A 26,949-nucleotide genomic window follows, 5' to 3' on the forward strand; every position below is an offset into this window, starting at 1 on the left:
CTTGCGCAAACGTCGCCTGGAGCAGGGACGATGTGGTCAGGCTGCAAGGGTCTGGTCGAGCAGCACGTTGCGCAGCACGAACTCTGCTGTGGACAGCGGCGGTGGCTCCGGTTGCCAGGCCTCCGGTGGTGGGCTGGTGTAGGTGTGCCCGGTGGGTGTGATGGTGATGATGCTGCCGTCCGGTCCGGGTCTGGCTTGCCAGCCGAGGGCTTCCTTGGCTTGATTGCATCGCTCGCACAAGCCCTGCAGATTCTCGGCGCTGGTGGTGCCGCCGTCTGCGTGGCGTTCGACGTGGTCGATGTTGCGGATCGGGGCGTCGCAGCCGTTGGTGCGACAGATCCCGCCGTCGCGGGTGGCGATGAACTCCGCCAGCCCGTCGGGTGCTTTGCGTGAGCGGGACTCCATCGCGACCAACTGGCCAGCATGGTCGGTGAACAACCTCCGCACGAACACCTCGGCGTCGTTGAGTGCCTCACGCGCCCAGCCTGCGGGGACGGGACCGTAGCCCTCGACCATCGCGGGCTGATCACTCTCGTTGGTGAGGGAGTCTGCGGTCATCACAATCTTGACCTCGATCCGAGGCTTCACACCTTCGGCGCCCGCGCGTCCGGTGACCCTGTCGACCAGCGTGTCGGCCATGACCTGGCCCCGGGTTCGTTCATCGCCGGCCGCTTGGGCGGCTTTGGCGGCCTGATCCAATGCTGCGTAGACAGCGACACCGTCCTTAACCGGCAACAAAGCACCGAGCCAGGTCATCGTGTCCGGTGCCGGCCGGACACTGACCCGACGGTCCTTCTCCGCGCTCGCAGCACGAGCCACGACGGAATCCTGGTCGAGGGTGATGCCGAGCTTCTTCGCGGCGTTCTCGAGCTGCTTGACCCCCATCGACACGACCGCCGGCGGTTCGCCGTCGGGGTCGAGAGCGCAGAGTTGGTAGTCGATGACGCGGCGGTCCTCGACCGACAGGCAGGCGGTCTCGCGGGCGAGGATGGTGGCCTGCCACTGTGAGAACAACCCGATCTTCATCAATGCGAAGGTGTGTGGCATCTCCGCCACCAACACCTTCGCCAGCCCCAACGCGCTTGCACCTTTGGCGGGTGAGATCCGTCGCGCCAACGCGACCTGGGAGGCGACCCCTTCGCCGAGCTTGCGGGCAGGAACCCCAGCCTCAGCCTGCCGGGTGCGGACAGCGTCCTCGAGGCGTACCGCCGCTTCTGCCTGCACGGCCTCAGCGACGCACTTGACCTCTTCGAGCCGAGTGATCCAGTCGACCAGCTCACTCTCGGACGCGCCCAGGGGCGGTCCGGTGAGGAGTTGGTCGACGGTCTCGTTCATACCCCCAATTATATGCGAAACGGCACGTCGCCGCTACCTGTTTATGCTGGTCATCGCCGGATTACGCGGTCCGCGAACATGTGGCGTGATCTCCGCGCCACACCCTCGCCGCCGCCCCGATACTGGCGAAATCTTTTCTCGATCAGGTGCCGGGTCAAGGACCGCGGAGCGGCCGGCGAAGCCGGCGCCCGAAGGGCGTCCTTGAGGCGGTGGCTGATCGAGAAACAATCAATCAAGGGTCGGCGGCGAACCCAGAAACGAAGAAACGGTCACATTGGCAAGGTTTCCCGAACCGACCGTGTTGGTCTCGACACGCCTCCGCCTAGCGGCTCCGGCGGCTCGACCAGCGGGGAGAGGCGGCTCGACCAGCGGGGAGAGGCGGCTCGACCAGCGGAAGCGAGGTTTGGAGACTCAAAGACTCCGGATCCAATGATCCGGAGGCACATCAGCCCGCCCAGCAACAGGCTCAACGGTCTCGGCCCATTGTTCACCCCAAGCCCGAGATGCAACCCGCCGCCAGAACGCCATCGCGCGAACGTTGTCGTGCTGGAAGGGAATTGCCCACGGCCCAGCGTGCCGCCCGATGACGTCGAGCGCGAGAGTCTGACCGAGCCCACCACGACGCGCAGCAGGAACGACGAAGAAGGCCTGCATGACGCGCTCGACGAACCCCAGGCCCCGAACCAGCGCGAACCCGACCGGCGCAGGCGTCCCGTCGTTCGGGTGAGGCGCCCAGACCAGATAGCCGCAACGGTCGTCGGCGGGATACTCGTCGAGCCATTCGTGCCGGTAGCGGCCGTCCGCGAGCGGGAAGCCGTTCACGATCGGCGCGAGGTCGTGACGGAAGTCCTGCCACAACCAGGCGATGGTCTCCCATTCGGCCTCTCCGGAGACCGGCCGGATCTCGACCATCGCTCGGGTCACTTCTTCCCGGCGGACTTGTCGGTGGAGGGCTGGGTGGTGGAGAGCGCGGCGACGAAGGCTTCCTGGGGAACCTCGACACGGCCGACCATCTTCATCCGCTTCTTGCCTTCCTTCTGCTTCTCGAGCAGCTTGCGCTTCCGGGAGATGTCACCGCCGTAGCACTTGGCGAGGACGTCCTTGCGGATGGCGCGGATGGTCTCGCGGGCGATCACGCGGGCGCCGATGGCGGCCTGGATGGGCACCTCGAACTGCTGCCGCGGGATGAGCTCCTTGAGCTTGCCGGCCATCATCACGCCGTAGCCGTAGGCGGCCTCACGGTGGACGATCGCGGAGAACGCGTCGACGGGCTCGCCCTGGAGCAGGATGTCGACCTTGACCAGGTCGGCGGCCTGGTCGCCGCTGAACTCGTAGTTCAGCGAGGCGTACCCCTTGGTCGAGGACTTGAGCTGGTCGAAGAAGTCGAAGGCGATCTCGCCCATCGGGAGGACGTAGCGCATCTCGACGCGGTCCTCGGAGAGGTAGTCCATGCCGCCGAGAGTGCCGCGCTTCTTCTGGCACAGCTCCATGATCGTGCCGATGTAGTCGGACGGCGAGAGGATCGTGGCCTTGACGACCGGCTCGCGGACCTCGCGGATCTTGCCCTCGGGGAACTCCGACGGGTTGGTGACGATGTACTCGGAGCCGTCCTCCATGATCACGTCGTAGACCACGTTGGGAGCCGTCGAGATGAGGTCGAGGTTGAACTCGCGCTCGAGACGGTCGCGGGTGATCTCCATGTGCAGCAGGCCGAGGAACCCGACGCGGAAGCCGAAGCCGAGCGCGCCGGAGGTCTCCGGCTCGTACGTCAGGGCCGCGTCGTTGAGCTGCAGCTTGTCGAGCGCCTCGCGCAGCACCGGGTACTGGTCGCCGTCGATCGGGTAGAGCCCCGCGAATACCATCGGGTTGGGGTGGGAGTAGCCGCCGAGCATCTCCTTGGCCGGACGGTTGTTGCCGGTGACGGTGTCACCCACGCGCGACTGGCGTACGTCCTTCACACCGGTGATCAGGTAGCCGGTCTCGCCGACGCCGATGTGATCGGCCTTGATCGGCTCCGGGCTGATCACACCGAGCTCGAGCATCTCGTGGACCGCGTTGGTCGACATCATCTTGATCTTGTCGCGGTGGGTCAGCTTGCCGTCGAAGACCCGGACGTAGGTGACCACGCCGCGGTAGGTGTCGTAGACCGAGTCGAAGATCAGCGCCCGCGCCGGGGCGTCCGGGTCGCCGACGGGCGCCGGCACCTGCCGCACGATCTCGTTGAGCAGGTTCTCGACGCCGAGACCGGTCTTGGCGGAGGTGAGCAGGACGTCCGAGACGTCGCAGCCGACGAGGTTGGCCAGCTCCACGGCGTACTTCTCGACGTTGGCCGACGGCAGGTCGATCTTGTTGAGCACCGGGATGATGTGCAGGTCGGCACCCATGGCGAGGTAGAGATTGGCCAGCGTCTGCGCCTCGATGCCCTGCGCGGCGTCGACCAACAGGATCGCCGCTTCGCATGCCTGGAGCGATCGCGAGACCTCGTAGGTGAAGTCGACGTGTCCGGGGGTGTCGATCATGTTGAGGATGTACGTGCCCGGCTCGGTGCCGGCCTCGTTGTCCTCCGTCACCGTCCACGGCATGCGGACCGCTTGGGACTTGATCGTGATGCCCCGCTCGCGCTCGATGTCCATGCGGTCGAGGTATTGCGCCTTGGCCTCACGTTCGCCGACGACGCCCGTCAGCTGCAGCATCCGGTCGGCCAGCGTCGACTTGCCGTGGTCGATGTGGGCGATGATGCAGAAGTTGCGGATGATCGCCGGGTCGGTGGACCCAGGCTTCGGCGCGGAGTTCGTGGGCACGGGCTGCTTTCGCTCTGTGTCTCTTGAGGGGGACGTACGTCTTCTTTCGATTGTCCCACGCTCAGTACTGATGGAACCAAAGCGGCAGCTGAACCGACTCCCCGGGGCAGGTCACGTTGCGGTCGCGGTTGTTCTCGAGCCACTGCACCATCACCGCAGCGCCGCCCTGGAACATCCAGTCGCCACCGCAGCGCTCCAGGGCTGCGGACCGCGAGCTCTCGCCCGCCGGACGCCATTCGGGGAGCTGCAGCTGCAGGTCACCGACGATCGGCGTCCACAGCCCCTCGATCGAGTAGACCCCCACCCGCTTCCCGGCATCCCGGTAGCCGGCGACCGCGCCCGTGACCACCGCCTGGTTCGCGGCGACGTCGTCGGACCACTCCCATACGGCGACCGGCTCGACATCGATCCAGATCGCGGGCGACTCGAGCCCGGCACGCTTCATCGTCTCGAGGTTCCACAGCGCCTGCTGGTAGCCGACGTTGGTCAGCCGGCCGATCCTCGTCTCCGGGTCGCCAGGGCCCTCGCCTCCGTACCTGCGCGTCGTGGCCTCGTCGGGGAACGAGGTGACCGCGTACGCCGAGGTCATCAGCTTGTTCTTCTTCGCCCACTCGACCTGCGAGGCCAGGCACGGGTTGGGGTGGAACGCTGGGCCGTTGGTGAGCCCGATGATCACGTACTCCGCCGTCTCCAGCGGCATCGGCAACCCCAGCGTCCGACGCTCCTTGATGCCCATCCCCTTGGGGCACTGCGGCCAGCTCACGTCCCCGCCCTCGACGATGCCGCGATCGTTCGCCGGTGGCAGCGACGGCACCTCGACAGACTCCTGCACCGGCGGCGCGAGGCTGGTCGGGACCTCCGCCTCGGAACCCACCCCGGGCTCCGCCTCGGCCCGCACCGAAGGCGACGCCGTTCCCGGCCCGGCTTCCGGCTCGCCGGCGCAGCCGAAGAGCACCGGCGTCAGCAGGAGCAGCAGCACAGCGGGGAAGGCGTTCGTTCTCGGCCACATCACCGCAGATACTGCCACCCGACCCCAGCAGGTCACACCTGGGTGAAATCGTCTCCCATCACCGGCCGGATCTCGATCGGCTCGCCGAGGACCGCGACGATCCGCGAGACGATGTCGATCGCGCGCTCCTGGCTGGCCACGTCGATGACCGCGAAGCTGGCCAGCACCTCCTTCAGCTCCGCGAACGGCCCGTCGGTGGCGACCGGCCCGTTCGCGCCTGGGCGCACCGTGACCGAGACCGCCGGATGCCCCAGCCCTTCGGTGCTGACCAGCTCACCGTTGGCGACCAGCTCCTCCTCGAACCGCTGATACTCCGCGAACGCCGCAAGGGCTTCGTCCGAGGCCGTGTCGGAGGCTTCCCACGCATCGGCAGGGGTGTATCCCAGCAACAGGTATTTCATGCCCCGAAACTAGTCCCTCGAAACTAGTCTCTATCGACATGACCGGACCAGCGGCGCTCGAGGATCTCCTCCGAATCGAGGCGCCGTACGTCCTGAGCGCTCTGGTGCGCCGTTTCGGACGGTTCGAGACCGCTGAGGACGCCGTCCAGGAGGCGCTGCTGGACGCCAGCGTCCAGTGGGCACGGGACGGCGTACCGGAGAACCCGCGCTCCTGGCTGACCCGGATCGGCTACCGCCGCATGGTCGACCTGCTCCGCTCCGAGCAGGCCGCCCACCGCCGCGAGCTCCAGGTCGGGGTCACCGACGCGGTCGCACCGGCCGGCCCGGCGGCAGCGACCGACGACAGCCTCACACTGTTGCTGCTGTGCTGCCATCCGGCGCTGTCACGGACCGGGCAGGTCGCGCTCACGCTGCGCGCAGTGGGTGGGCTGACGACGGCCGAGATCGCCCACGCGTACGGGGTCCCGGAGACCACGATGGGCACCCGGATCAGCCGAGCGAAGCAGACGCTGCGCAAGGCCGGCGCCCGCTTCGCACCGCCTGAGGGGGCCGAGCTGGCAGAGCGGATCGGCGCCGTGCTCGACGTGCTCTACCTGGCCTTCAACGAGGGCTACACCGCCACCGCCGGCGCCGACCTGGGCCGGGTCGACCTGGCGCGCGAGTCCATCCGGCTCACCCGGATGCTCGTCCGGATCGCTCCCGGCGAGCCCGAGGCCGCCGGCCTGTTGGCACTGATGCTGCTCACCGAGGCGCGCCGGCCCGCACGCACCTCCGCAGAGCTCGGCCTGGTGCCGCTGGCCGAGCAGGACCGTACGCAGTGGGATCGCGCGCTGGTCGACGAAGGGCTGGCTGTGCTCGCTGAGGTGTGGCGTCCGGATGGTCCCGGTCCGTTCCGGCTCCAGGCCGCGATCGCGGCGGTGCACGCCCGCGCGGAGTCCGCGGCCAACACCGACTGGCGCGAGATCCTCGGCCTCTACCTGCTGCTGGAACGTACGCTGCCCACCGCCCCGGTCCGTCTGGGCAGGGTGGTCGCCGCGGCCCACGCGTTCGGGCCCGCGGTCGGTCTGCGGCTGCTGGACGAGCTCGACGCCGAGCACGGCCTCGCCGGCGATCCGCTGACCGCGCAGCGGGTCCTGGCGGTGCGGGCGCACCTGCTGGACCAGCGGCACGATCCGGCCGCAGCCGCCCAGTTCCGGGCGGCTGCGGACCTGACCGCCAACGAGGCCGAACGCGACTACCTGCTGCGGCGCGCGGATCAGGCCCGCGCTGATCAAGCCCGCGCTGATCAGACTCGGGTCATCGTCGACTCGTAGCCGCCCTGGCCGGCGTAGTCCCACTCGCCGGTCATGACGTCGCCGGTCTTGTCGAAGGTGCCGACGAACTTCACCGGTGAGCCCTTCTCCCCACCCCAGATCGTCAGGGTGTCGCCGTCGAGCTCGTAGACGTAGTCGAGGGTGGCGCCGGTGTTGTCGTAGTAGCGCGAGTGCACGTCGGCGCTCGGCTCCTCACCGAACGGACGCAGGTTGCCGATCACCTCGATCCCCGTCGTGACCTGCCCGAACTGCTCGAGACGGACGTCCTGGAGCAGGAAGTAGCCGCCTTCCATCCAGCGGTAGGTGACCTCGCCCTCCGCGCCGCCGGTCACCTTCCAGGTGCCGATGAGCCGGTCCAGGGCGCGGATGCCGGGGCTCGGTGCGGGCAGCGCGGGCATGGCGTACTCGTCGTTCATGGTGTCGCTCCTCTTGCGCGGCCGGCGTCTCCGGCCTTCACCCCTTCTCTCGGAGCCCTTCCGGCGATCTCGACATCCGCGGGAAAGAAATGTTTCTTTCGCCCGCTGCGGACCCCCACCACGTACCTGTTCACCGACACGACCCCCGGAACTCACCGGTCGTTCGGGCGGCATCGGCAGGTTGTGCGCATGACCCGACTCAACCGCCGCTCCGTCCTCGGCCTCGGTGCCGCCGCCGGTGCCGGACTCGTCGTCCCCACGACCGCAGCAGCAGTCCCGGCCGCCCCCGCATTCGTACGGGGCAACCGCCCGTCTCTCACCCACGGCGTCCAGTCGGGCGACGTCGGCGCCCGGGGCGGCGTCTTGTGGAGTCGCGCCGACAAGACGTCGCGCCTCGTCGCGGAGATCTCGGCCGACGAGTCCTTCCGTCGAGCCCGCCCGGTCAACGGACCGGTGGTGACCGCGAGGAGCGACTTCACCGGAGAGCTGAAGGTCCACGGCCTCGAGCCCGGACGCGACTACTTCTACCGGGTCCGCGCCGTCGCCCCCGACGACCCGCGACGCGGCAGCGCCTGGGAGCTGGGGCGACTGCGTACGGCACCGAGCACTCGCCAGGACATCCGCTTCCTGTGGTCCGGCGACATCGCCGGCCAGGGCTGGGGCGCCAACCCCGACTTCGGTGGCTTCCGGATCGCGCCCGCGATGGCAGCGCGCGAGGCCGACTTCTTCCTGAGCTCCGGCGACAACGTCTACGCCGACGGCCCGCTCACCTCGACCGTGCCTCTTCCCGACGGAGGGGTCTGGAACAACATCCTCACCGAGGAGAAGCACAAGGTCGCCGAGACGCTGGCCGAGTTCCGTGGTCAGTACGCCTACAACATGCTCGCCGACAACTGGCGCGCCTTCCTCGCCCAGACGCCGATCGTGGCGCAGTGGGACGACCACGAGGTCACCAACAACTGGTATCCCGGCGAGATCCTGCCCGACGACGGCCGCTACGCCGAGCGTCGCGTCGACGTCCTCGCGGCCCGCGCCAAGCAGGCCTTCCACGAGTACATCCCGGTCGGCACCGCCTCCCCCGACCCCGACGGGCGGATCTACCGCAAGCTCTCCTACGGTCCGCTGATGGACCTCTTCGTCCTCGACATGCGCACCCACAAGGACACCAACACGACCAACGGCGAGACGAGCGCCGACGGCGGCGTCCTCGGCGAGCGCCAGACGAGGTGGCTCCTGCGCGAGCTGGCCGCCTCCCGGGCCACCTGGAAGGTCATCGCCGCCGACCTGCCGATCGGCCTGGTCGTCCCCGACGGCACCCTGCAGGAGGGCATCTCCCAGGGCGACGCCGGCGCCCCGCTCGGGCGTGAGCTCGACATCGCGAAGGTGCTCACCGGGCTCAAGCGCCTCGGCATCCGCAACCACGTCTGGCTGACCGCCGATGTCCACTACACGGCCGCGCACTCCTACGACCCCAGCCGCGCCGCCTACCAGGACTTCGACCCGTTCTGGGAGTTCGTCTCCGGTCCGCTCAACGCCGGCGCCTTCGGTCCGAACAAGCTGGACGCCACCTTCGGCCCGGCCGCCGAGTTCGTCGCGGCGCCCCCGGTCGCCAACGCCTCACCGGCCGACGGATTCCAGTTCTTCGGCGAGGTCGAGATCGACGGACGTACGCAGCAGCTGACCGTCACGCTGCGCGACATCGACGGCGGCGCTCTTTTTACCAAGACGCTGGACCCGAGTCTCCGCTAGGGTCCGTCTGGCCATCTCCCGTTCGGGCCCAGGAGGACCAGCCAGACCATGAGCGAGATCCATGTCGTCCCCAAGGACATGAAGGCAGCCATCACGGTCGCCACAGAAGCCGAGAGCAGCGTACGCAAGGCCGACTCCGCCGGCCATCTGAGCAAGGCGCAGGGCGCGGTGCCCGGGGCGGAGTCGGTCAACTACATGTCCGAGCTCGGCACCAGCTGGACCAACGAGACCAAGGCCGCCGCCGACAGCTCCCAGAAGCTCGCCACGGAGATGCAGAACGCGCTCAACCAATACCAGACCGCCGACGCCGCGGCAGCGGCCGCAGGGGCCGCCGCCGGCGGCGCCCTGGGCGGCAACTGATGCCGATCAGCTTCGGCCAGGTCAAGACCTGGAAAGCCGCACCCCTCGGCGACGCCGGCGACGGACTCAAAGCCGACCTCCGCAACCTCGAGACCAGCCGCGACGAACTCGAAGCAGGCGGCGTACCCAAATCCTGGACAGGCCTCGCCGCCGACGCAGCCCGCACCCAACGCGACACCCTCGTCACCAACCTCACCACCCACATCACCGGCAAACAACAGATGCAGAAAGCGCTCTACAACGCCGAGACCGAGGTCGAAGCCATCGAACGCCTCGTCCAAGGCATCCTCGACCGCGCCAAGACCCACGACTTCAAAGTCAGCGACGACGGCACCGTCACCGACACCTCCACACCCCCCACCTTCACCAACCGCTTCGAAGCCGAAGAATGGGGCAACAGCCGCAACCACACCGCCCAAGAGATCGCCGACGACGTCACCGCCGCACTCGCCAAAGCCGCCGGTGTCGACGCCCTCCTCACCGACGCCATCCCTGCCGGGATCGACGACGGCCTCGACGACACTCGCAGAGAGCGTGGAATGGCCTCTCCCGAGGTCGCCGAGCGGTGGGCACAGCTCACCGACGCCGAGCGCAAGGCGATCATCGACCAGAAGATCGAGGAGCTCGCCGAGGAGTACGGCCTCGAGGTCGAGGACATCATCTGGGACGACACGATGAGCGGAAACGGATCGTGGAGCGAGGGCGAGAAGGCCGTACGCCTCAACCCCGACCGGCTCGACGACCCCGACCTCCTGCACACCGTGGCCCACGAGATGCGGCACGCGCGCCAGCACGAGGCGATCCGCGACGAGAACGACTGGCAGTTCTGGTGGGAGGACGACCCCTTCGACGAGCACCGCGAAGACGGCATCACCGAGGAGCAGACCAACGACTGGGAGGAGAACTTCGAGAACTACAAGCCCTCCTCCCCCGACTACGACGCCTACTACAACCAACCGGTCGAGGTCGACGCCCGGAAGACCGGCCGCGAATACCTTGACAACGTGACACCCGAAGAGCTCGACCGTCTCCTGAAGGAGTCGAAATGACGACGTACGCCGACCTGGTCACCGCCTACCTCGACGACCCCGGTCCGGAGACCCTGGCTCCGCTTCGCCGCGCGGTCCGCAACTCCGCCAACTTCACCATCGATCTCGACCTGGGCTCGATCGACAAGCTGCTCGCCGAGGGCGCCTACGCCGAGGCCGCGACCGCGCTGCGGGCGCTCATGCCCGGGGCGATCTTCAGCCCCTCTGCCCACCTGCGCCTGGCGGCCGCTCTGGAGCGCTCCGGCGAGGAGCGCTCCGCCGCCCGCGAGCGGCAGGTCGCCAGCGCCGCCCTGCGTAGCATCCGGGCGACCGGTGACGGCTCCGCGGAGCACCCCTGGACGGTGCTGCGGGTCAACGACGAGTACGACCTGCTCCGGGCCCTCGACAAGGTGCCCGGGCGGCAGGACCTCCTCGAGGCCGACGGGCGACGGATCGACCGCCACACCTGCACTGACGGGACGCTCGTCCACTTCGACGCGACCACGCTGGTCTGATGCCGATCAGCTTCGGCCAGGTCAAGACCTGGAAAGCCGCACCCCTCGGCGACGCCGGCGACGGACTCAAAGCAGACCTCCGCAACCTCGAGACCAGCCGCGACGAACTCGAAGCCGGCGGCGTAGCCAAGTCCTGGACCGGCGTCGCCGCCGACGCCGCCCGCGCCCAACGCGACACCCTCGTCACCAACCTCACCACCCACATCACCGGCAAACAACAGATGCAGAAAGCGCTCTACAACGCCGAGACCGAGGTCGAAGCCATCGAACGCCTCGTCCAAGGCATCCTCGACCGCGCCAAGACCCACGAATTCGACGTCAGCAACGACGGCACCGTCACCAGCACCGCCACACCCCCCACCTTCACCAACCGCTTCGAAGCCGAAGAATGGGGCAACAGCCGCAACCACACCGCCCAAGAGATCGCCGACGACATCACCGCCGCCCTCGCCAAAGCAGCAGGCGTCGACGCCCTTCTCACCCGCGCGCTGCCGACCGGCATCAACGAGGACGGCGACGAGTACGGCAACATCGATCCGGCGATCGCGGAGAAGTGGGAGACGCTCAGCACCGAGGAGCGCAAGGCCGTGCTGGAGGAGATGACCAGGAAGATCGCCGAGGAGAGCGGCGTCGACGTGCCCGACATCGACTGGGACGACCTCGCCAACGACACCTGGGACGACGGCAGCATCACCTACGGCTACTGGAGCGACGATGACGGCAAGATGGCGCTCAACCCCAACATGCTCAACGACCCCGGCATCCTGATCAACACCGTCGCCCACGAGGTCCGGCACGGTCGCCAGCACGAGGCGATCCGCGACGAGAACGACTGGCAGTTCTGGTGGGAGGACGACCCGTTCGACGAGCACAAGGAAGACGGCATCACCGAGCAGCAGACCGAGGAGTGGGAGGAGAACTTCGACGACTACAAGAGCACCGGCAAGGGCGACACCTTCGACGAGTACTACAACCAGCCGGTCGAGGTCGATGCCCGCAAGTCCGGCCGCGACTACCTGAACAACCTCTCCGAGGACGAGTTCAACCGCCTCGTGGAGGAGTCGAAGTGAAGCCGTACGCCGCCACGAATTGACCGACAGGGGCGTCTACCATTTCGACGCCACCCAGCTCGTCGCCCACCCAACCGGTCGCGGAAGGCCCTGAATGAGACCCGTACTGCCCCTCTCCGGCATCCTGCTTGCCGCGCTCCTCACCGGTTGTGCCGCCGGCGAGGAGACGTCCTGCTCGTCCTCCGCGATGCTCCGCCCGGTCGCTGTCGCACCCGGAGCGGTGTTTCCCGACAGCTTGAGCGTGAGCCCGGCCGGCGACGCGGTCGCGGCCGGCTGCTGGCAGGGGCTGTGCCGGTGGGAGACCGCGGACGGGACGTACGAGGTCGCCTACGACGGCAACCCGATCACTCTCGCCTCTGACTGGTCGCTGGTCGCCACCGGCGGCGGGTGCGGCGACATCGCGCTCGTCGACCTGGACAGCGGCAAGCGCGTGCGCAGCCTCACCGGGTTGCCCTACGAGGACGGCGTCACCGACATGAGCTGGATCAAAGACGCCGCGATCAGTCCTGACGGGAAGCTCGTCGCAGGCACCGGCACCGAGGACGCACTCATGGTCTGGACCATCGACGGCGAGGAGGTCGTCGACACCGAGATCGAGGGCGCCGGTGCCCTCGCCTTCAGCCCGGACGGTACGCAGCTGGCCGTGACCAGCACCGACGGCGTCGAGGTCCTCGACACGGACAGCGGCAAGTCGACCGGTCAGTTGGCTGGGGCCGAGGGCATCCCCGCGTGGAGCCCGGACGGTCGTTGGTTGGCGGGGCCAGGCGTGGGTGGCGCGCCGACCATCTGGAGCGTCGAAGATCTCCAGGTCGCCGAGTCCCTTCCCGGCACCGACGCGATCGGGTTCTCCTTCGCCGGCAGCTCGGTGGGCTTCGCCGCGGACGACGCCGCGGCCGTGTGGAACCCGAAGGCCGCCGGCGGCGACGGCCAGCGACGTACGCTGACCGGGCTCGCCGACTCCGGGCAGACCCTCGAGGAGCCGGTGACGACCGCCTTCAGCCCCGACGGCGCGAGGCTCTACGCCGCGACCGGAGACACCGGGATCACCGCCTGGGACCTCTCCGGCGACAAGCCCGGCACCAGGTTCACCCTGCCTGAGACGTCGTGAGGGCTTGCCGCATCTGGCGGACTCGGACACTCCCGGCCAAGATGTACGCGTGATCTCGGCTATCCCGACGAACATCCCGCACGGGCAGACCGCCCGCCGCCTGGAGTGGTCCCACTTGCCTCCGTTCCTGAGGTCCGCGATCGAGAAGCGGCTCGGCGGTGGACCGGTGGTCTCGGCGGAGTCGCACGGGGCCGGGTTCACGCCGGGATTCGCCTCGGTGCTGACCTGTCAGGACGGCTCTCAGCACTTCGTGAAGGCGGCCTCCGCCAAGGCGCAGCGTGACTCGGCGGCTCTCCACCGGGAGGAGGCGGCGAAGCTGAAGAAGCTCGCCGGCTGGGTCCCCGCGCCGAAGCTGAGGTGGTTCGACGACGACGAGTGGGTGGTGCTGGCCTTCGAGCACGTCGAGGCCCGACTGCCGTCGCGGCCCTGGACGACCTCGGATCTCGAGCTCGTCTCGCAGGCGCTGGTCGAGGCGGCGGCCACGCTCACCCCTGCTCCGGGCATCGGCTGGCCGACCTTCGCCGAGGAGCACGCCTCCCACCCCGCACTGTGGGATCGGGTGGCCGGTTACCCACACTCCGACCGGGCGGCCGAGCTCGCCGCCGGCTTTGCGGAGCACACCGCCGGCGAGACGCTGGTCCACCTGGACGTACGCGACGACACCGTCCTCATCCGTCCCGACGGTGGGGTGCTGCTGGTCGATTGGACCTGGCCGGTCATCGGCGCCGACTGGATCGACTCGCTCCTGCTGCTGGTCGGGCCGCGTGGCGACGGTCTCGACGCCGAGGCGTTCCTGGCCACCCACCCGTTGCTGTCGAAGGCCGAGCCGGAGGCCATCGACTCGGTCCTGGCCCTCTTCGCGGGCTACTTCCTGGCCGCCGCCGACCAGCCGGTGAAGACGACCTCGCCCCACCTCCGCAGGATGCAGCGGTGGCAGGGCGAGGTGTGTCTGGACTGGCTGACGGAACGCCGAGGCTGGGATCAGCCGGCGTAGAAGGCGTCGATGCGCGCCTGCTCCTTCTCCTCCACGACCTTCCGCTTCACCTTCAGCGACGGGGTCAGCTCACCGCTCTCGACAGTCAGGTCGTGCTCCAGGATCTCCCACTTCTTGATGGTCTCCCAGCGGTTGAGCCCGGCGTTGAGCTCGTCGACGTAGCCACCGATCAGCTCACGCACCTGCGGCGAGGTGACGATCTCCTCGTACGACTTCCCCTCCAGCCCGTGGGAGGCTCCCCAGGCGGTGATCGACTCGGGGTCGAGGGTGATCAGCGCGGTGACGAAGTTGCGGTTCGCACCGAAGACCAGGAACTGGCTGGAGTAGGGGCAGAGCGCGGCGAACTTCGACTCGATCGCCGGCGGGGCGACGTACTTCCCGCCCGAGGTCTTGAACAGCTCCTTGATCCGGCCGGTGATCGTGATGTAGCCATCCTCGTCGATCGAGGCCTTGTCACCGGTGTGGTACCAGCCGTCGGCGTCTAGCGCCTTGGCGGTCTCCTCGGGCAGGTTGTGGTAGCCGGGCATGATGTGCGGGCCGCGGATGAGCAGCTCGTCGTTGTCGCCGATCTTCACCTCGCTGCCGGGGAACGCCTTGCCGACGGTGCCGAGCTTGTTCTCCTTCAGGGTGCCGACGGCTGCCCCTGCAGCGTTCTCGGTCGAGCCGTAGCCCTCCATGATCAGGATGCCCGCGGCCCGGAACCACTCGGCGATGTCGCGGTTGAGCGGAGCGGATCCGGAGATGAAGAACCGTACGCGGCCACCGAACCGGTCACGGACCTTGCTCAGGACCAGCTTGTCGAGCACAGCGTGCTTGAGAGCCATCCCGGTCGGCACGGACTTGCCCTCGCGGAGCAGCCGGTCGCGGGCGATGCCGTTGGCGAAGGCGGCGTCGAAGAGCTTCTTCTTCACGCCACCGTCGCTCTCGACCATCATCGTGATCTTGGAGTGGACCTTCTCGAAGATACGCGGGGCCGCGCCCATGAAGGTCGGCTTCACGATGCCAAGGTTGTCGACGATCTTGTCCATCCGACCATCGATCGCGGTCGGGAAGCCGCAGGCGATCTGGATCGAGAGCAGCACCTTGCCGAAGACGTGCGACATCGGCAGCCACAGGAACTGCAGGTCATCGGGGCCGAGCACGTCTGCGACCCGGACGGCCTCGCCCTCGTAGACCCAGGCGCGGTGGAGCAGGCGCACGCCCTTCGGCTTTCCGGTCGTGCCGGAGGTGTAGACCAGCGTGGCCAGGTGGTCCGCGGTGATCTTGGCAGCGATCTCGTCGATGAGGCCCGGGTGGTCGGCGAGGTGCTTGTCGCCGAGCGCCGCCAGGTCGTCCAGGCCGATGACCCGGTCTCCGTCGGTCGCCCCGTCGAAGGTGATGACCTTGACGATCTCGGGCAGCTCGGCCGCCCTCTCAGCGATCTTGGCGAGCTGACCGTCGTCCTCGGCGAAGACGAAGCGGCACTCGGCGTCACCGAGGATGTAGGCGGTGTCCTCGACGTTGGTCGTCGGGTAGACGGTCGTCGTGGCGCCGCCGGCGAGCATCACCGCCAGGTCGGCGATGATCCACTCGTAGCGAGTGGTCGAGGCGATCCCGACCCGCTGCTCGAGCTCGAGACCGAGCGAGACCAGACCCGCGGCGAGCCGGCCGGCCAGGTCGCTGGCCTCCTTCCAGGTCAGTGACTTCCACTCCTCGCCACCTGCCTCCGTCGTCGAGCCGACGACGGGATAGCGGAAGGCTTCCGCGTTCGGGGTGGCCTTGACTCGGTTGAGGAAGTGGAGGGCGAAGTTCGCCGGCATCTCGTCGAGAAATGCGAGATCGGTCGCGGACTGGGTCGGCATGATTCTCCTGGCCTGCAGTATGAGCGTGGGGGGTGAGCGATGGACGGTTTGCACGAGACCCGCCGCGCGGGGGACCCTAGACGCTCGAGGCGCGTCGCAACAGGGGTCCCGCCCGGAAATCTCGTGACCGAGATCACCACAGCCTACCCCGGAGTAGCTACTCCGGGTACGGCGATTTGAGGCCGCGGGACGGGAGTCTGTAATCTTGACGCAAGCGTGTTCGCGTAGGCCTCTCCCCTCTCATTTCCCCGAGGGGCCGGATTGAGAGCTCGCACCACCACACGTCGAAGCACTGGAGATTATTCACCCATGGCGAACATCAAGTCGCAGATCAAGCGCAACAAGCAGAACGAGAAGGCGCACGAGCGCAACAAGGCCGTCAAGAGCGAGCTCAAGACCGTCATCCGCAAGTTCGCTGCCGCCGCCGAGGCCGGCGACAAGGACGCTGCGGTCGAGAACGCCAAGGTTGCCACCCGCAAGCTCGACAAGGCTGTCTCCAAGGGCGTCATCCACAAGAACCAGGCCGCCAACCGCAAGTCGGCGATCGCCAAGAAGGCCGCCTCCCTCTGAGGTAGCCCACACCGAAGCCCCCGTCCTCTGTGGCGGGGGCTTTCGCATTCCCGCCGAGACGTCACGCGCGTCGACCGACACGTCACGCGCGTCGACCGACACGTCACGCGCGTCGACCGAGACGTCACGCGCGTCGGCCGAGTGGGCACTGTGCTGACGTCTCGGCCGACCTACCTGACGTCTCGGCCGACCTACGTGACGCTTCGGCCGACCTGGGTGACGTCTCGGCGTGGGGTGGTCAGCGCTGGCGGAGGGCTGCGATGGTGAGGACGAGGCGCTCGAGTGTGTACGCGGGGTCGCTGGCGGCACCCTTGAGGTCGGCGTCGGCTCGGGCCACCGAGCGGAGGGCCTCGCCGATGCCTTCTCGGGACCAGCCGCGGGCGAGGCCGGCGATGGACTTCTGCTTCCAGGGCGGGGTGCCGCTGTCGCGGATGCCGGCGACGTGGTTGGCGACGGTGCGCAGCTGGCCGGCGACCGCGGAGAGGACATAGACCGGGGAGGAACCGGTGTCGAGGGCCCAGCGGATCTCCTCGAGAGCCTTGACCCGGTCACCGGCGATGATCGCGTCAGCGATCACGTAGTTCTTCACCTCGGCCCGGCCCCCGAAGTATTGCTTCACGTGCTCCAGGCCGAGGCGCTTCGCGTCGTTGTCGTTGGCGAGCTGGCTGGTCGCGGCCGACAGAGCGCGGAGATCTTGACCGACCGCCAGGATCAGGAAGTCGGCCCCCTCCTCGTCGATGCTCGCGCCGTGCCGCCGCATCTCGGCCTTCACGAAGCTGCCGAACTCGCGCGCCTTCAGCTCGACCGACTTGTGCTCAGTCACCTTGGGCAGCTTGCGGAGCTTGGCGAGCGTGCCGCTGCCCTTCTGCCCGCCGCCGTGGACGAGGACGAGCGCGACCTCCTCCGATGGCATCCCGGCATAGTCCACCAGGCCCGCCACTGACTCGTCCGGCAGGTTCTCCAGGTTGCGCACCACCACGCAGCGGATGCTCGAGAAGAGCGATGGCGCACTGAGCTCGCCGAGCGTGGCCAGGGTCAGGTCGGCCGCGCCGGCCTCGGAGACCTCGGCCTCGGGGTCGAAGGCCTTCACCGCAGCCTTCGCCGCCGCGACCGTACGCTCCCCGAGGAACTCCTCCTTGCCGGTCACGAGCGTCACCCGGCCGAGTACGTCAGAGGCGGACAGGTCGCTGGCGGGGCTGGGGGCGGAGGCGGTGCGTGCCATGCTCAAACCTTCCCACACAGCGCCGACACTCATTGCGTCACCACTGCAGCCTCACCTCCCGACTCGACGACCGCGACCGAGCCGTCGCGGTCGGTGCGGTAGACCTCGGTGCCGCTCTGCTCGAGCCCGTGGACCGTGGCTGTCGCAGGATGGCCGTAGTCGTTTCCGGCACCGACCGAGGTGAGCGCGACCTGCGCCCGCAGCGTACGCAGCCAGGGCAGGTCCTGGTAGCGGGAGCCGTGATGGGGCACCTTGAGCACATCGATGTCGAGCCCGGCCAGGTCGTCGGCGAGCCGGTCCTGGCCCTCCGGTTCGATGTCTCCGGTCAGCAGCAGACGCAGGCCACGGGACTCGACGAGGAGGACCACGCTCGCGTCGTTGGCCGTGGAGCCGTCCCCGGGGCCGCGGGTGTCTGCGTCGCCCGTCGGCCAGAGCACCTGGATCCGTGCCTCCCCGATGCTGGTCGTGGCCCCGTAGGGAGCCGGGACCGGCACCACTCCGCCCCCGGCCGCAGCCTCTCCCAGGTTCCGCACACCCTCGGGCGGGTCCTGGAGCCGCGAGGTCCACAGCTCACCGACCCGGCGCCCGAGGAAGACCCCGGCGACGCCGTTGACGTGATCGGCATGGAAGTGGGTGATCACCGCGAGCGGAACGTCCTCGATCTCGAGTCGGTCGAGACAGTCGTCGACCAGGTCCGGGTCGGGGCCGGCGTCCACGACCGCCGCGCTCCCCGGCCCGGTGCGCACCACCAGGGCATCACCTTGCCCGACATCGCACATCACCAGCACCCACCCCGGCGGAGGCCAGCCGGGGCTCGGCAGTCGCACCAGCGCAACCGCGAGCAGCACGAGACATCCGGCGGTTCCGGTGACCGGATGCCGCAGGATCCGCGGAGCCAGGAAGGCGATCGCGGCGCAGACGATCGCCAGTACCGCGAGGGCGAGCGGACCGGTCGCCCAGCCGACCTCCGCGGTCGGGAGGCCTGCACCGAAGCGGGCCACCGCGATGACCCAGGCGACGCACCAGGTCGCGAGCGTGCCCGCCACCTTGCCGAGCGGATCCCACACCAGGCCGAGCAGCCCACCCAGGAGCCCGAGCACGGTCGCAGGGGCGACGGCGGGCTCGACGAGCAGGTTGGCGAGCACCGCGACCAGGCTGACCTGACCCGAGATGGCAGCCACGACCGGGGTGCACGCCAGCTGCGCCGCCGCCGGGACCGCGATCGCCTCCGCGCACCACTGCGGCATCCAGCGGCGCAGCGCATCACGCCACGGTGGCCCGAAAAGCAGGATGCCGGCCGTGGCCAGCACCGAGAGCGTGAACCCGATCGAGGTCGCCAGCCCCGGGTCGATCAACAACAGCCCGATCACCGCCGCTCCGAGCCCGCGCAGCGCTCGTTGTCGCCCGTTGTGTGTCATCGCCAGCAGCCCGACCGCACCCATCGCGGCAGCCCGTACGACGCTCGGCTCGGTGCGCGCGAGCACGATGAACCCGAGGATGCCGAAGACGCCGACCGCGTACAGGCCTCTCCCCCGCACCCCTGCCCATCTCGCAACGATGAGCAGGAACCCCACCACGAGCGTCAGGTTGGTGCCCGAGACCGCCAGCAGGTGGGTGAGACCGGTGGTGCGGAAGTCGTCCGCGAGGTCGTCGGAGAGGCCGGTGTCGTCACCGTCGACCAGCGCCGGCACCAGGGCGGCCTGGTCGGGAGGCCGGTGTGCCACGGCGTCCCGGATGGAGCCGCGCAGCTTCTCCGAGGCACGCCACCAGATCCCCGGACCGGCCACGACTCGCGGCTCTGCGGCGATCAGCAGTGCGGACTCCTCGTGCGAGTCGCTCTTCGCCAGCCGGCCCGTCGTAGACACGGTCGCCCCCAGCGGGACCTCTGCCCACGCTTCGTCACCGAGCACGACCACCGGCGTGCGCAGTCGGTAGACCACTCCGCGGCCTCTGACCTCCCGCACGCTGGCGCGCCGGAGCTGATGGGTCGCATACTCCCCGGTCACCTCCTTGGGGTCGGTGGTGACGGTGGCGATCACCCGCACCTGGGCCTTTCGGGCGGCCAGGTCCGCCACCGGGTTGTCGCTGACCCGAGCCGCGTGCAGACCCGCGGCGACCCCCGCCGCGGCGATCATCAGCACCAACGCCAGCGCCGTCGAGGCTCGCTTCCGGATCGCCCAGCCTCCACCGACGCCGACGACGACAACGAGCAGGACCAGCAGGGCCACGCCTGAGCGTCCGCCCGCGACGACCACGGGCCCGGCCAACGCCCCCGCCCAGGCGCCCGCCCCGAGAAGCGGAAGGCGCAGGTCGCTTCGCAGGTCGTTCACAACGTGACCAGCGGTTTCAACGAGTCGTAGGTCTTCGGTCCGATCCCGTCGACCTCGAGCAGCTCGTCGACGGAGGTGAACGCGCCGTTCGAGGTGCGCCAGTCGATGATCGCCTGCGCGGTGACCGGCCCGACACCGGGCAGGGTCTCCAGCTCTTCGAGAGAGGCCGCGTTGAGGCTCACTCCCGGGCCGGACGCCCCAACAGGCGGACCACTGGCCCCGGGGCCCGCAGCGCCCGACCCGCCGTCGGGCGCGCCGACCACGATCTGCTGCCCGTCGCTGAGCAGCGCGGCGAGGTTGAGGCCGGCGAGGTGCTTGTGGGGCGCCCCTCCTGCCGCCTCGACGGCATCCACCACCCGCGATCCCGCCGGGAGCACGACGATGCCGGGCTTGGGCACCTTGCCTTCCACATCGACCGTCACGGTCCCGGCCGACGCCCCCGCAGACGGCAGTGCCACCGAGCTTCCGGGCGCCGCCGAGCCGGTCGGCAACGGCACCAGCGGGGAGGCCGACGGCGCCGCCCGGGCGGCCGGCACCACCTCCGGGTCGGCGCGGATCATCCACCAGCAGGCCACCGCCAAACCGGCCACCAGCACCAGCGAGACGACGACCAGGTGCCACGGGCCGAGGCTCACCCGCCCGCGCAGCGGCTCCGGCAGCACCGCGTCGGGTGAGATCACGACCTGACGCCGAGACGCGTGGCGCCCCGGGACCGGCACCAGCGGATCCAGCTCGGCGGTGTCGGTCGCACCGGGCCCATCCCACCAGGGCGGCTGCCAGTCCTCCTCGCCCTCGTCCTCCTCCCCCGGCGGATCGAGCTCGGCGCGCAGCATCTCCAGACGCCTGGCGACGGCATCGGCGTGATCAGAGGTCGGTCGGGTCCGCATGGCGCCGAAACTATGCGCCCGCGCCGACAGTTCCGAGCGCGATTTCAGCGCCTGTGGAGAACCCGATCCTCAACCGACCCTGTGGACGGCAACCGGCCCGGAAGCGATGGTCTCGACAGGCTCGACCACCCAGGTCAGGTCAGAGTCGAGGCCCAACGACGACCGCCACACACCCCGGCCCGACATGCGCACCAAGCACCGCACCCAGCACCCCGACACGTACGTCGCCGTCGATCTCGCCCTCGAGCTGCTCGGAGAGCCCATCCGCCATCGTCGCGGCACGATCGGGACTGCCCAGATGAGCGACGACGACCTCGATGCCGTCTGCTTCCTCGCCTGCCTCGACCCCGAGGGCCTGCAGGCGTGCGATAGCCCGCTCGGACGTACGCACCCGCTCGCTCGGCACGACCCGCCCGTCCTCGATCGTGAGCAACGGCTTGACCGCCAACGCTGTGCCGAGCAGTGCAGCGGCAGCACCGATCCGCCCGCCTCGGCGCAGATACTCGAGGCTGTCGACGTAGAAGTAGGACCGGGTGGCAGCGGCCCGTTCCAGAGCAGCCTCGCGCGCTTCCGCAGCGCTCCCTCCGCGACCCACGACCGCCGCAGCGGCCATCACCGCGAACCCGACGCCAGGCCCGACCAGGCGCGTGTCCACGGTTACGACCGGCACCGGCGCCTCCCGCGCCGCGAGCATCGAGGACTCGCACGTCGCGCTCAGCTCGGCGGAGAGGTGGATCGAGACGATCTCCTCGAAACCCTCCGCCGCGAGCTTGGCGTAGACCTCTGCCAGGAGCGCCGGCGAAGGCCGTGACGTGGTCACGGTCTTGTGGGCGGCCAGAGCCGCCAGCAGCGCTTCCGGTGAGGTCTCCTCCACCCCGTCGTCGTACGACGTGCCATCCACGATCACCTGCAACGGCACCGATGTGATCAGCTCCGCGGCATCCCCGAGATCGGATGGAAGCATCGCGGTCGAGTCGGTCACGATCGCTACCCGGGCCATGACCGCAGCCTATCGGGCCACTCCTACGTGACAGGAGACTGTGCTGAGCCATGAAGTGAGGACCCGTCGTCGCGGACCCTCTGATCCGGCGAAACCGGGCACGGCGGTCCGGCAGAGCCACTACTGTCGATCAGCCCCGTGTCCCTCGCACTCTGGAGGCATCATGCCCCGTACCGTCCGTCGGATCCTCACCCTCCTCGCCGCTCTCGCGGCCGCCCTCACCCTGTACGTCGCGCCACCAGCCTCAGCCGCGACGTTCCTCACCCACTCCCAGGCCACCTCGCAGCTCAGCGCGGCGGGGATCAGCTGGACCTCGAGCGGTGGGTGCAGCGACCGCAACAACCCCACCTGCACGTCCTTCTCGCAGATCCGGCAGACCACGATCAGCGGCATCAAGACGCTGAAGTCCGCCAGCGGTTGCGCCATCACGATCACCGGTGGCACCGAGACCGGCCACTCGGGCGGCACCTACAGCCACTGGAACGGCTACAAGCTCGACATCTCGAAGGGCACCTGCATCGGGAACTACATCAAGAACAACTTCACCTACCTGGGCTACGTCTCCGGCTGGGGCTACCAGTACAGGTCCGGCTCGGGGAACCTCTACACCGACGAGGGCAACCACTGGGACATCCTCTACTACAACTGCGGCGGCTGCTGACCCCAGCGGCACCTAAAAGGACCCTAGGAGTGCCACTCACGGATATACCGTGACTGGCACTCCTAGGGTCAGGAGCAGGCAGTCGTCAGACGACGATGTTGACCAGCTTGGGCGCCCGGACGATGACCTTGCGTACGGTCTGCCCCTCGATCGCGGCGGCGATCGTCGGGTCGGCCAGCGCGGCGGCCTCCAGGTCGGTCTCGGAGATCGAGGGCGATACCTCCAGGCGCGCACGCACCTTGCCCTTGATCTGCACGACCGCCGTCACTACGTCCTCCACGAGCAGCTCGGGCAGAGGCGTCGGCCACGCGACCCGCGCAACTGTCGGCTCGTGCCCCAGACGCTCCCACATCTCCTCGGCGGTGTAGGGCGCGACCAGCGAGAGCAGGATCGCGACCGTCTCCGCGGCCTCACGTACGGCGGGGTCGGCGGGACCGACACCGGAGTCGATCGCCTTCCGGGTCGCGTTGACCAGCTCCATCACGCGAGCCACGACCACGTTGAACCGGTAGGACTCGATCAGCTGCTCGGCCTCGGCGATGGTCTTGTGAGTCGTACGCCGCAGCGCGACGTCTCCACCGGCGACGTCGGCACCCGGGGAGGACGTCACGTCTCCGGCCAGGCGCCAGGCCCGCTGCAGGAACTTCACCGAACCCGCCGGCGAGACGTCGGCCCAGTCGATGTTGTCCTCCGGCGGGGAGGCGAAGACCAGCGTCAGCCGGGTCGCGTCGACGCCGAACTCCTCCAGCACGTCCGACAGATTCACGCCGTTGCCCAGCGACTTCGACATCTTCTTGCCGCCGTTGATGACCTTGCCCTGGGACAGGTACGCCGAGAACGGCTCGTCCCAGTCGATCAGGCCGATGTCGCGCAGCGCCTTGGTGAAGAAGCGGGCGTACATCAGGTGCAGCACAGCGTGCTCGTCGCCGCCCAGGTAGAAGTCGACCGGGCCCCACTCCGAGGCCAGCTTCGAGTCGAACGCCTGGGTCTCGTCGTTGGGCGTCAGGTAGCGCAGGAAGTACCACGACGAGTCCACGAAGGTGTCCATCGTGTCCGAGTCACGCGTGGCCGGACCGCCACACTTCGGGCACGACACGTTGACCCACTCGGAGGCCGCCGCCAGCGGCGAGACACCCTTCGGCTTCAGGTCGGCTCCGGCCAGATCGGGCAGCTTCACCGGCAGCTGGTCGTCCGGCACCGGCACCTCGCCGTCGACCGGGCAGTGCACGATCGGGATCGGCGCGCCCCAGTAGCGCTGCCGCGACAGCAGCCAGTCGCGCAGCCGGTAGTTGATCGTGCCCTTGCCGTGGCCCTCGGCCTCCAGCTTCTCGATGATCTTGTGGATGCCGCTCGCCTTGTCGGCGACGCCCTCCAGCATCGGAGAGTTCACGTACGCACCGTCACCCGCGGTCGCGACGTACGTCTCCTCGGGGTTGTCCGCACCCGGCACGTCCACGACGCGGCGCACCGGCAGCGAGAACGCCTTGGCGAAGTCCAGGTCGCGCTGGTCGTGGGCCGGGACGGCCATCACCGCGCCGGTGCCGTAGTCGGCCAGCACGTAGTCGGCCGCCCACACCGGGATCTGCTCGCCGTTGACCGGGTTGGTCGCGGTGACGCCCAGGTCGACGCCGGTCTTGGGACGGTCGGTCGCCAGCCGGTCGATGTCGGAGGCCTTGCGTACGTCCTCCAGGTAGCCTTCCAGCGCAGCCGCCCGGTCCGGTGCCACGATCTCGGCAGCCAGGTCCGCGTCGGCGGCCACGACCATGAAGGTGGCGCCGTACAGCGTGTCGGGACGGGTCGTGAAGACGGTGACCGACTTCTTGGTGCCGTCGGTCAGCGAGATCTCGAAGTCGACGTGCGCGCCCTCGGACCGGCCGATCCAGTTGCGCTGCATGTTGACGACCTTGCCGATCCAGGTGTCCTGCAGCTGGTCCAGGCCGTTGTACAACTCCTCCGCATAAGCAGTCGTGCGGAAGTACCACTGCGTCAGGTCACGCTTGGTGACCACCGCTCCGCAGCGCTCGCACTCGCCGTTGACGACCTGCTCGTTGGCCAGCACGGTCTGGTCGTTGGGGCACCAGTTGACCGGCGACTTCTTGCGGTAGGCCAGACCGGCCTCGTACAGCTTCAGGAAGATCCACTGCGTCCACTTGTAGTACTCCGGGTCGGAGGTGTGCAGGCGGCGCGACCAGTCGAAGGAGATGCCGTAGCGCTTGAACGACTCCGCCTGGGTCTCGATGTTGGCGTAGGTCCAGCCGGCCGGGTTCTCGTTGCGCTTGATCGCGGCGTTCTCGGCGGGCAGGCCGAAGGAGTCCCAGCCGATCGGGTTGAGGACGTCGTAGCCCTTCAGCCACCAGTAGCGGGCGATCACGTCGTGCAGCGCGGTCACCTCGGCGTGACCCATGTGCAGGTCGCCGGAGGGGTAGGGGAACATCGTGAGCGCGTAGCGCTTCTCGGCCCCGTCGCGCTGGCCCGCCTTGAACGGCTCCAGCTTCTCCCAGATGGGCCGCCACTTGTCCTGCAGCTCGGTGACGTCGTACGTCGCCTGCTCAGCCTGCTCCTGCGTCATTGGTCTTTCGTCCTTGTCGAGTGTCGTGCGTCAAGACTGCTTCTGGAATAAGCCCTACAAATGAGAAGGGCCCCTCACATGGAGGGGTGGCCGCGTGACCGGGGTGTGTCCCTCAGGGTCAGCGCGGCTGCCTAAGAAGCAGGACCGACATCTGCATGGTCCCAGGGTAGCCGACCACCGCCGCCGTCGTCATTCGCAGTGCTGCCATACCGCTGCCATACCGCTGCCGCGGGCGACGGTGACAGGGTCGAAGTCCTCTAGAAAGAGGTTTCGATACCCCATGAGTTCCGCCCTGCAGATCGACCGACAGAAAATAGGCTCAGAGGGACCTTCACCTATTGCGACCCCGTCTCCGAGCGTGCCAAACTGGCGGCGCTCCGCTGCTCGTGATGTCGGTCGTGAATGAGGACCCCCCCATCTCATCCAAGGAACGCTCCGAGCAGCGGAGTCCAATACTTTGAGGCCCGACGACGAAGTCGTTCGGGCCTCAAAGTATTGGAGATCGAGCTAGCGCAGCGGCTGAGCCTGCGAAGCCGCGAAGCGGGTCGAGATCCGGTCGTACGTGGAACAGCACCACGCCTAGGGCACTCTCGCCCGCCAGGCCGGGGTCCCGTGCTTGCTCTCGACCAGCGCCGCGGCCTCGTCGATCGTGGCCTGATCGAGCCCGACGTACGCCGCCCCGAAGCTCTGCTCGAACTCGGCCAGCAGCGCGTCGATGACCTTCTCACGGCTCAGCCCGGTCTGCGAACGGATCGGGTCGACCCGCTTGGCTGCGCTCTTGGTGCCCTTGTCGGACATCTTCTCCCGGCCGATCCGGAGCACCTCGAGCATCTTGTCCGCGTCGATGTCGTAGGCCATCGTGACGTGGTGCAGGACGCCGCCGGGGATCCGCTTCTGCGCGGCGCCGGCGATCTTGCCGACCGGCGAGGCGATGTCGTTGAGACCGGCGTAGGCGGCCTCGATCCCGACGCTGCGCAGACCACGGAGCACCCACTCGTCGAGGAACGCGTAGGAGTCCTGGAAGGACATGCCGGCCACGAGCGTGTCGGGGACGGCGAGGCTGTAGGTGATCGTGTTGCCCGGCTCGATGAACATGGCGCCGCCGCCCGAGACGCGGCGTACGACCTCGATGCCGTGCCGCTCGGCGGCTGCCTCGTCGACCTCGTTGGAGAGCGACTGGTAGCTGCCGATGACGACCGCACTGCTGGCCCAGTCCCAGAACCTCAGGCTGGGGGCACGGCGGCCCTCGGCGACCTGGCGGACGATGACCTCGTCGAGGGCCATCTGCATCGGCGGCCCGAGCGGCCCGGTCTCCATGATCTCGAGCTCGAGGTCGTCCCAGGTCGTCGCCCGGCCAAGCGCCCGCAGCACGGTCAGGGCGATGTCGCGGGTCCCGAAGCCGACCAGCTCGGCACCACGGGCGGCGGTGTCGAGGACCGCGGTCAGATGGTCGAGGGACACGTCGGCCGGCTGCCCCTCCAGCGCAGCGGTCAACCACCCGAGCGCCTCGTCGGGTTCCAGGAAGAAGTCGCCCGAGAGGACGATGTCGATGATCTTGTCCGCGGAGACGGTGGCGTCGACGACGACCAGCTTGCCGCCGCGTACCTTCCGCTCGCCATGCACTCGTTCGCTCACACTCGCATAACACCTCGAGCACGTCGATTCATCCCCTGGCCGAGGCGTCACCCGCGCCGGCCGAGGCGTCACTCCGGTCGGCCGAGGCGTCACCGCGATGCCCACTCGACCGACCGGAGTGACGCTTCGGCCGAC

General features: G+C 68.7%; 23 protein-coding genes. 10 read left to right on the forward strand and 13 right to left on the reverse strand.

Annotated elements, in window-relative coordinates:
- Positions 1-36: 36 nt before the first annotated feature.
- From IEY84_RS20980 to IEY84_RS21000, 5 genes are all read right to left on the reverse strand, one after another.
- Positions 37-1,335, reverse strand: coding sequence for an HNH endonuclease (locus IEY84_RS20980; RefSeq protein WP_183548446.1), 1,299 nt, complete (start codon positions 1,333-1,335; stop codon positions 37-39).
- 411 nt (positions 1,336-1,746) lie between these two features.
- Complete coding sequence (locus IEY84_RS20985) at positions 1,747-2,247, reverse strand: GNAT family N-acetyltransferase (RefSeq protein ID WP_183548448.1); 501 nt, start codon at positions 2,245-2,247, stop codon at positions 1,747-1,749.
- Positions 2,248-2,255: 8 nt separating this feature from the next.
- Positions 2,256-4,136, reverse strand: coding sequence for a translation elongation factor 4 (lepA, locus tag IEY84_RS20990; protein WP_183548450.1), 1,881 nt, complete (start codon positions 4,134-4,136; stop codon positions 2,256-2,258).
- 61 nt (positions 4,137-4,197) lie between these two features.
- Complete coding sequence (locus IEY84_RS20995) at positions 4,198-5,145, reverse strand: glycoside hydrolase family 25 domain-containing protein (protein ID WP_183548452.1); 948 nt, start codon at positions 5,143-5,145, stop codon at positions 4,198-4,200.
- Between the two features lie 32 nt (positions 5,146-5,177).
- Positions 5,178-5,546: a YciI family protein gene (locus tag IEY84_RS21000; protein WP_183548454.1), complete on the reverse strand. Its 369-nt coding sequence runs from the start codon at positions 5,544-5,546 to the stop codon at positions 5,178-5,180.
- A 38-nt stretch (positions 5,547-5,584) separates the two neighbouring features.
- Between IEY84_RS21000 and IEY84_RS21005 the strand changes: the two genes are divergently transcribed.
- Positions 5,585-6,859, forward strand: a complete 1,275-nt coding sequence (locus IEY84_RS21005) for an RNA polymerase sigma factor (RefSeq protein ID WP_183548456.1) — start codon at positions 5,585-5,587, stop codon at positions 6,857-6,859.
- On the opposite strand, the gene IEY84_RS21010 is transcribed toward IEY84_RS21005, so the two are convergent.
- Positions 6,832-7,275, reverse strand: coding sequence for a hypothetical protein (locus IEY84_RS21010; RefSeq protein WP_183548458.1), 444 nt, complete (start codon positions 7,273-7,275; stop codon positions 6,832-6,834). The two genes, IEY84_RS21005 and IEY84_RS21010, sit on opposite strands and share 28 nt — an antisense overlap.
- Positions 7,276-7,464: 189 nt before the next feature.
- Here IEY84_RS21010 and IEY84_RS21015 point away from each other — a divergent pair, with 189 nt between their 5' ends.
- From IEY84_RS21015 to IEY84_RS21045, 7 genes are all read left to right on the forward strand, one after another.
- Positions 7,465-9,024 carry an alkaline phosphatase D family protein gene (locus IEY84_RS21015; protein ID WP_183548460.1) on the forward strand — a complete coding sequence of 520 codons (1,560 nt, stop codon included), beginning with the start codon at positions 7,465-7,467 and terminating at the stop codon, positions 9,022-9,024.
- Between the two features lie 48 nt (positions 9,025-9,072).
- Positions 9,073-9,384: a hypothetical protein gene (locus IEY84_RS21020; protein WP_183548462.1), complete on the forward strand. Its 312-nt coding sequence runs from the start codon at positions 9,073-9,075 to the stop codon at positions 9,382-9,384.
- Positions 9,384-10,433, forward strand: coding sequence for an Rv0964c family protein (locus tag IEY84_RS21025; protein WP_183548464.1), 1,050 nt, complete (start codon positions 9,384-9,386; stop codon positions 10,431-10,433). Before IEY84_RS21020 ends, IEY84_RS21025 begins: the two co-directional genes overlap by 1 nt.
- Positions 10,430-10,927 (forward strand): DUF4919 domain-containing protein, encoded by a 498-nt coding sequence (locus tag IEY84_RS21030; RefSeq protein WP_183548466.1) that lies wholly within the window; start codon positions 10,430-10,432, stop codon positions 10,925-10,927. The genes IEY84_RS21025 and IEY84_RS21030 overlap by 4 nt, the downstream gene beginning before the upstream one ends.
- Entirely contained in the window at positions 10,927-11,997 is a 1,071-nt protein-coding gene (locus IEY84_RS21035) for an Rv0964c family protein (protein WP_183548468.1), read from the forward strand. The genes IEY84_RS21030 and IEY84_RS21035 overlap by 1 nt, the downstream gene beginning before the upstream one ends.
- Positions 11,998-12,091: 94 nt before the next feature.
- A complete protein-coding gene (locus IEY84_RS21040) occupies positions 12,092-13,105 on the forward strand; it encodes a WD40 repeat domain-containing protein (RefSeq protein WP_183548470.1) in 1,014 nt (337 codons plus the stop codon).
- A 49-nt stretch (positions 13,106-13,154) separates the two neighbouring features.
- Positions 13,155-14,099 (forward strand): phosphotransferase family protein, encoded by a 945-nt coding sequence (locus tag IEY84_RS21045; RefSeq protein ID WP_229788896.1) that lies wholly within the window; start codon positions 13,155-13,157, stop codon positions 14,097-14,099.
- On the opposite strand, the gene IEY84_RS21050 is transcribed toward IEY84_RS21045, so the two are convergent.
- Positions 14,087-15,940, reverse strand: coding sequence for an AMP-dependent synthetase/ligase (locus IEY84_RS21050; protein ID WP_183548472.1), 1,854 nt, complete (start codon positions 15,938-15,940; stop codon positions 14,087-14,089). The genes IEY84_RS21045 and IEY84_RS21050 overlap by 13 nt on opposite strands.
- Before the next feature lie 309 nt (positions 15,941-16,249).
- On the opposite strand from IEY84_RS21050, the gene rpsT reads away from it, so the two are divergent.
- Complete coding sequence (gene rpsT / locus IEY84_RS21055) at positions 16,250-16,510, forward strand: 30S ribosomal protein S20 (RefSeq protein WP_183548474.1); 261 nt, start codon at positions 16,250-16,252, stop codon at positions 16,508-16,510.
- A 238-nt stretch (positions 16,511-16,748) separates the two neighbouring features.
- On the opposite strand, the gene holA is transcribed toward rpsT, so the two are convergent.
- The 4 genes from holA to IEY84_RS21075 all read right to left on the reverse strand — a co-directional run bounded on the left by holA (position 16,749) and on the right by IEY84_RS21075 (position 21,949).
- Positions 16,749-17,732, reverse strand: a complete 984-nt coding sequence (holA, locus tag IEY84_RS21060) for a DNA polymerase III subunit delta (protein WP_183548476.1) — start codon at positions 17,730-17,732, stop codon at positions 16,749-16,751.
- Between the two features lie 29 nt (positions 17,733-17,761).
- Complete coding sequence (locus tag IEY84_RS21065) at positions 17,762-20,062, reverse strand: ComEC/Rec2 family competence protein (protein WP_229788898.1); 2,301 nt, start codon at positions 20,060-20,062, stop codon at positions 17,762-17,764.
- On the reverse strand, positions 20,059-20,949 hold the full coding sequence (locus tag IEY84_RS21070; RefSeq protein ID WP_183548478.1) for a helix-hairpin-helix domain-containing protein: 891 nt from the start codon (positions 20,947-20,949) through the stop codon (positions 20,059-20,061). Before IEY84_RS21070 ends, IEY84_RS21065 begins: the two co-directional genes overlap by 4 nt.
- 139 nt (positions 20,950-21,088) lie before the next feature.
- Positions 21,089-21,949, reverse strand: coding sequence for a DegV family protein (locus IEY84_RS21075; protein WP_183548480.1), 861 nt, complete (start codon positions 21,947-21,949; stop codon positions 21,089-21,091).
- Between the two features lie 163 nt (positions 21,950-22,112).
- Between IEY84_RS21075 and IEY84_RS21080 the strand changes: the two genes are divergently transcribed.
- The gene (locus tag IEY84_RS21080) at positions 22,113-22,610 is read left to right on the forward strand and encodes a hypothetical protein (protein ID WP_183548482.1); all 498 of its coding nucleotides are present in this window, start codon (positions 22,113-22,115) and stop codon (positions 22,608-22,610) included.
- A gap of 85 nt (positions 22,611-22,695) precedes the next feature.
- On the opposite strand, the gene leuS is transcribed toward IEY84_RS21080, so the two are convergent.
- Both leuS and lplB read right to left on the reverse strand, forming a co-directional pair.
- Positions 22,696-25,179 carry a leucine--tRNA ligase gene (gene leuS, locus IEY84_RS21085; protein ID WP_183548491.1) on the reverse strand — a complete coding sequence of 828 codons (2,484 nt, stop codon included), beginning with the start codon at positions 25,177-25,179 and terminating at the stop codon, positions 22,696-22,698.
- A 579-nt stretch (positions 25,180-25,758) separates the two neighbouring features.
- Positions 25,759-26,814 (reverse strand): lipoate-protein ligase small subunit, encoded by a 1,056-nt coding sequence (gene lplB, locus IEY84_RS21090; protein WP_229788899.1) that lies wholly within the window; start codon positions 26,812-26,814, stop codon positions 25,759-25,761.
- Positions 26,815-26,949: the final 135 nt, after the last annotated feature.

This window comes from Nocardioides albus (assembly GCF_014648255.1).
Taxonomy (GTDB): domain Bacteria; phylum Actinomycetota; class Actinomycetes; order Propionibacteriales; family Nocardioidaceae; genus Nocardioides; species Nocardioides albus.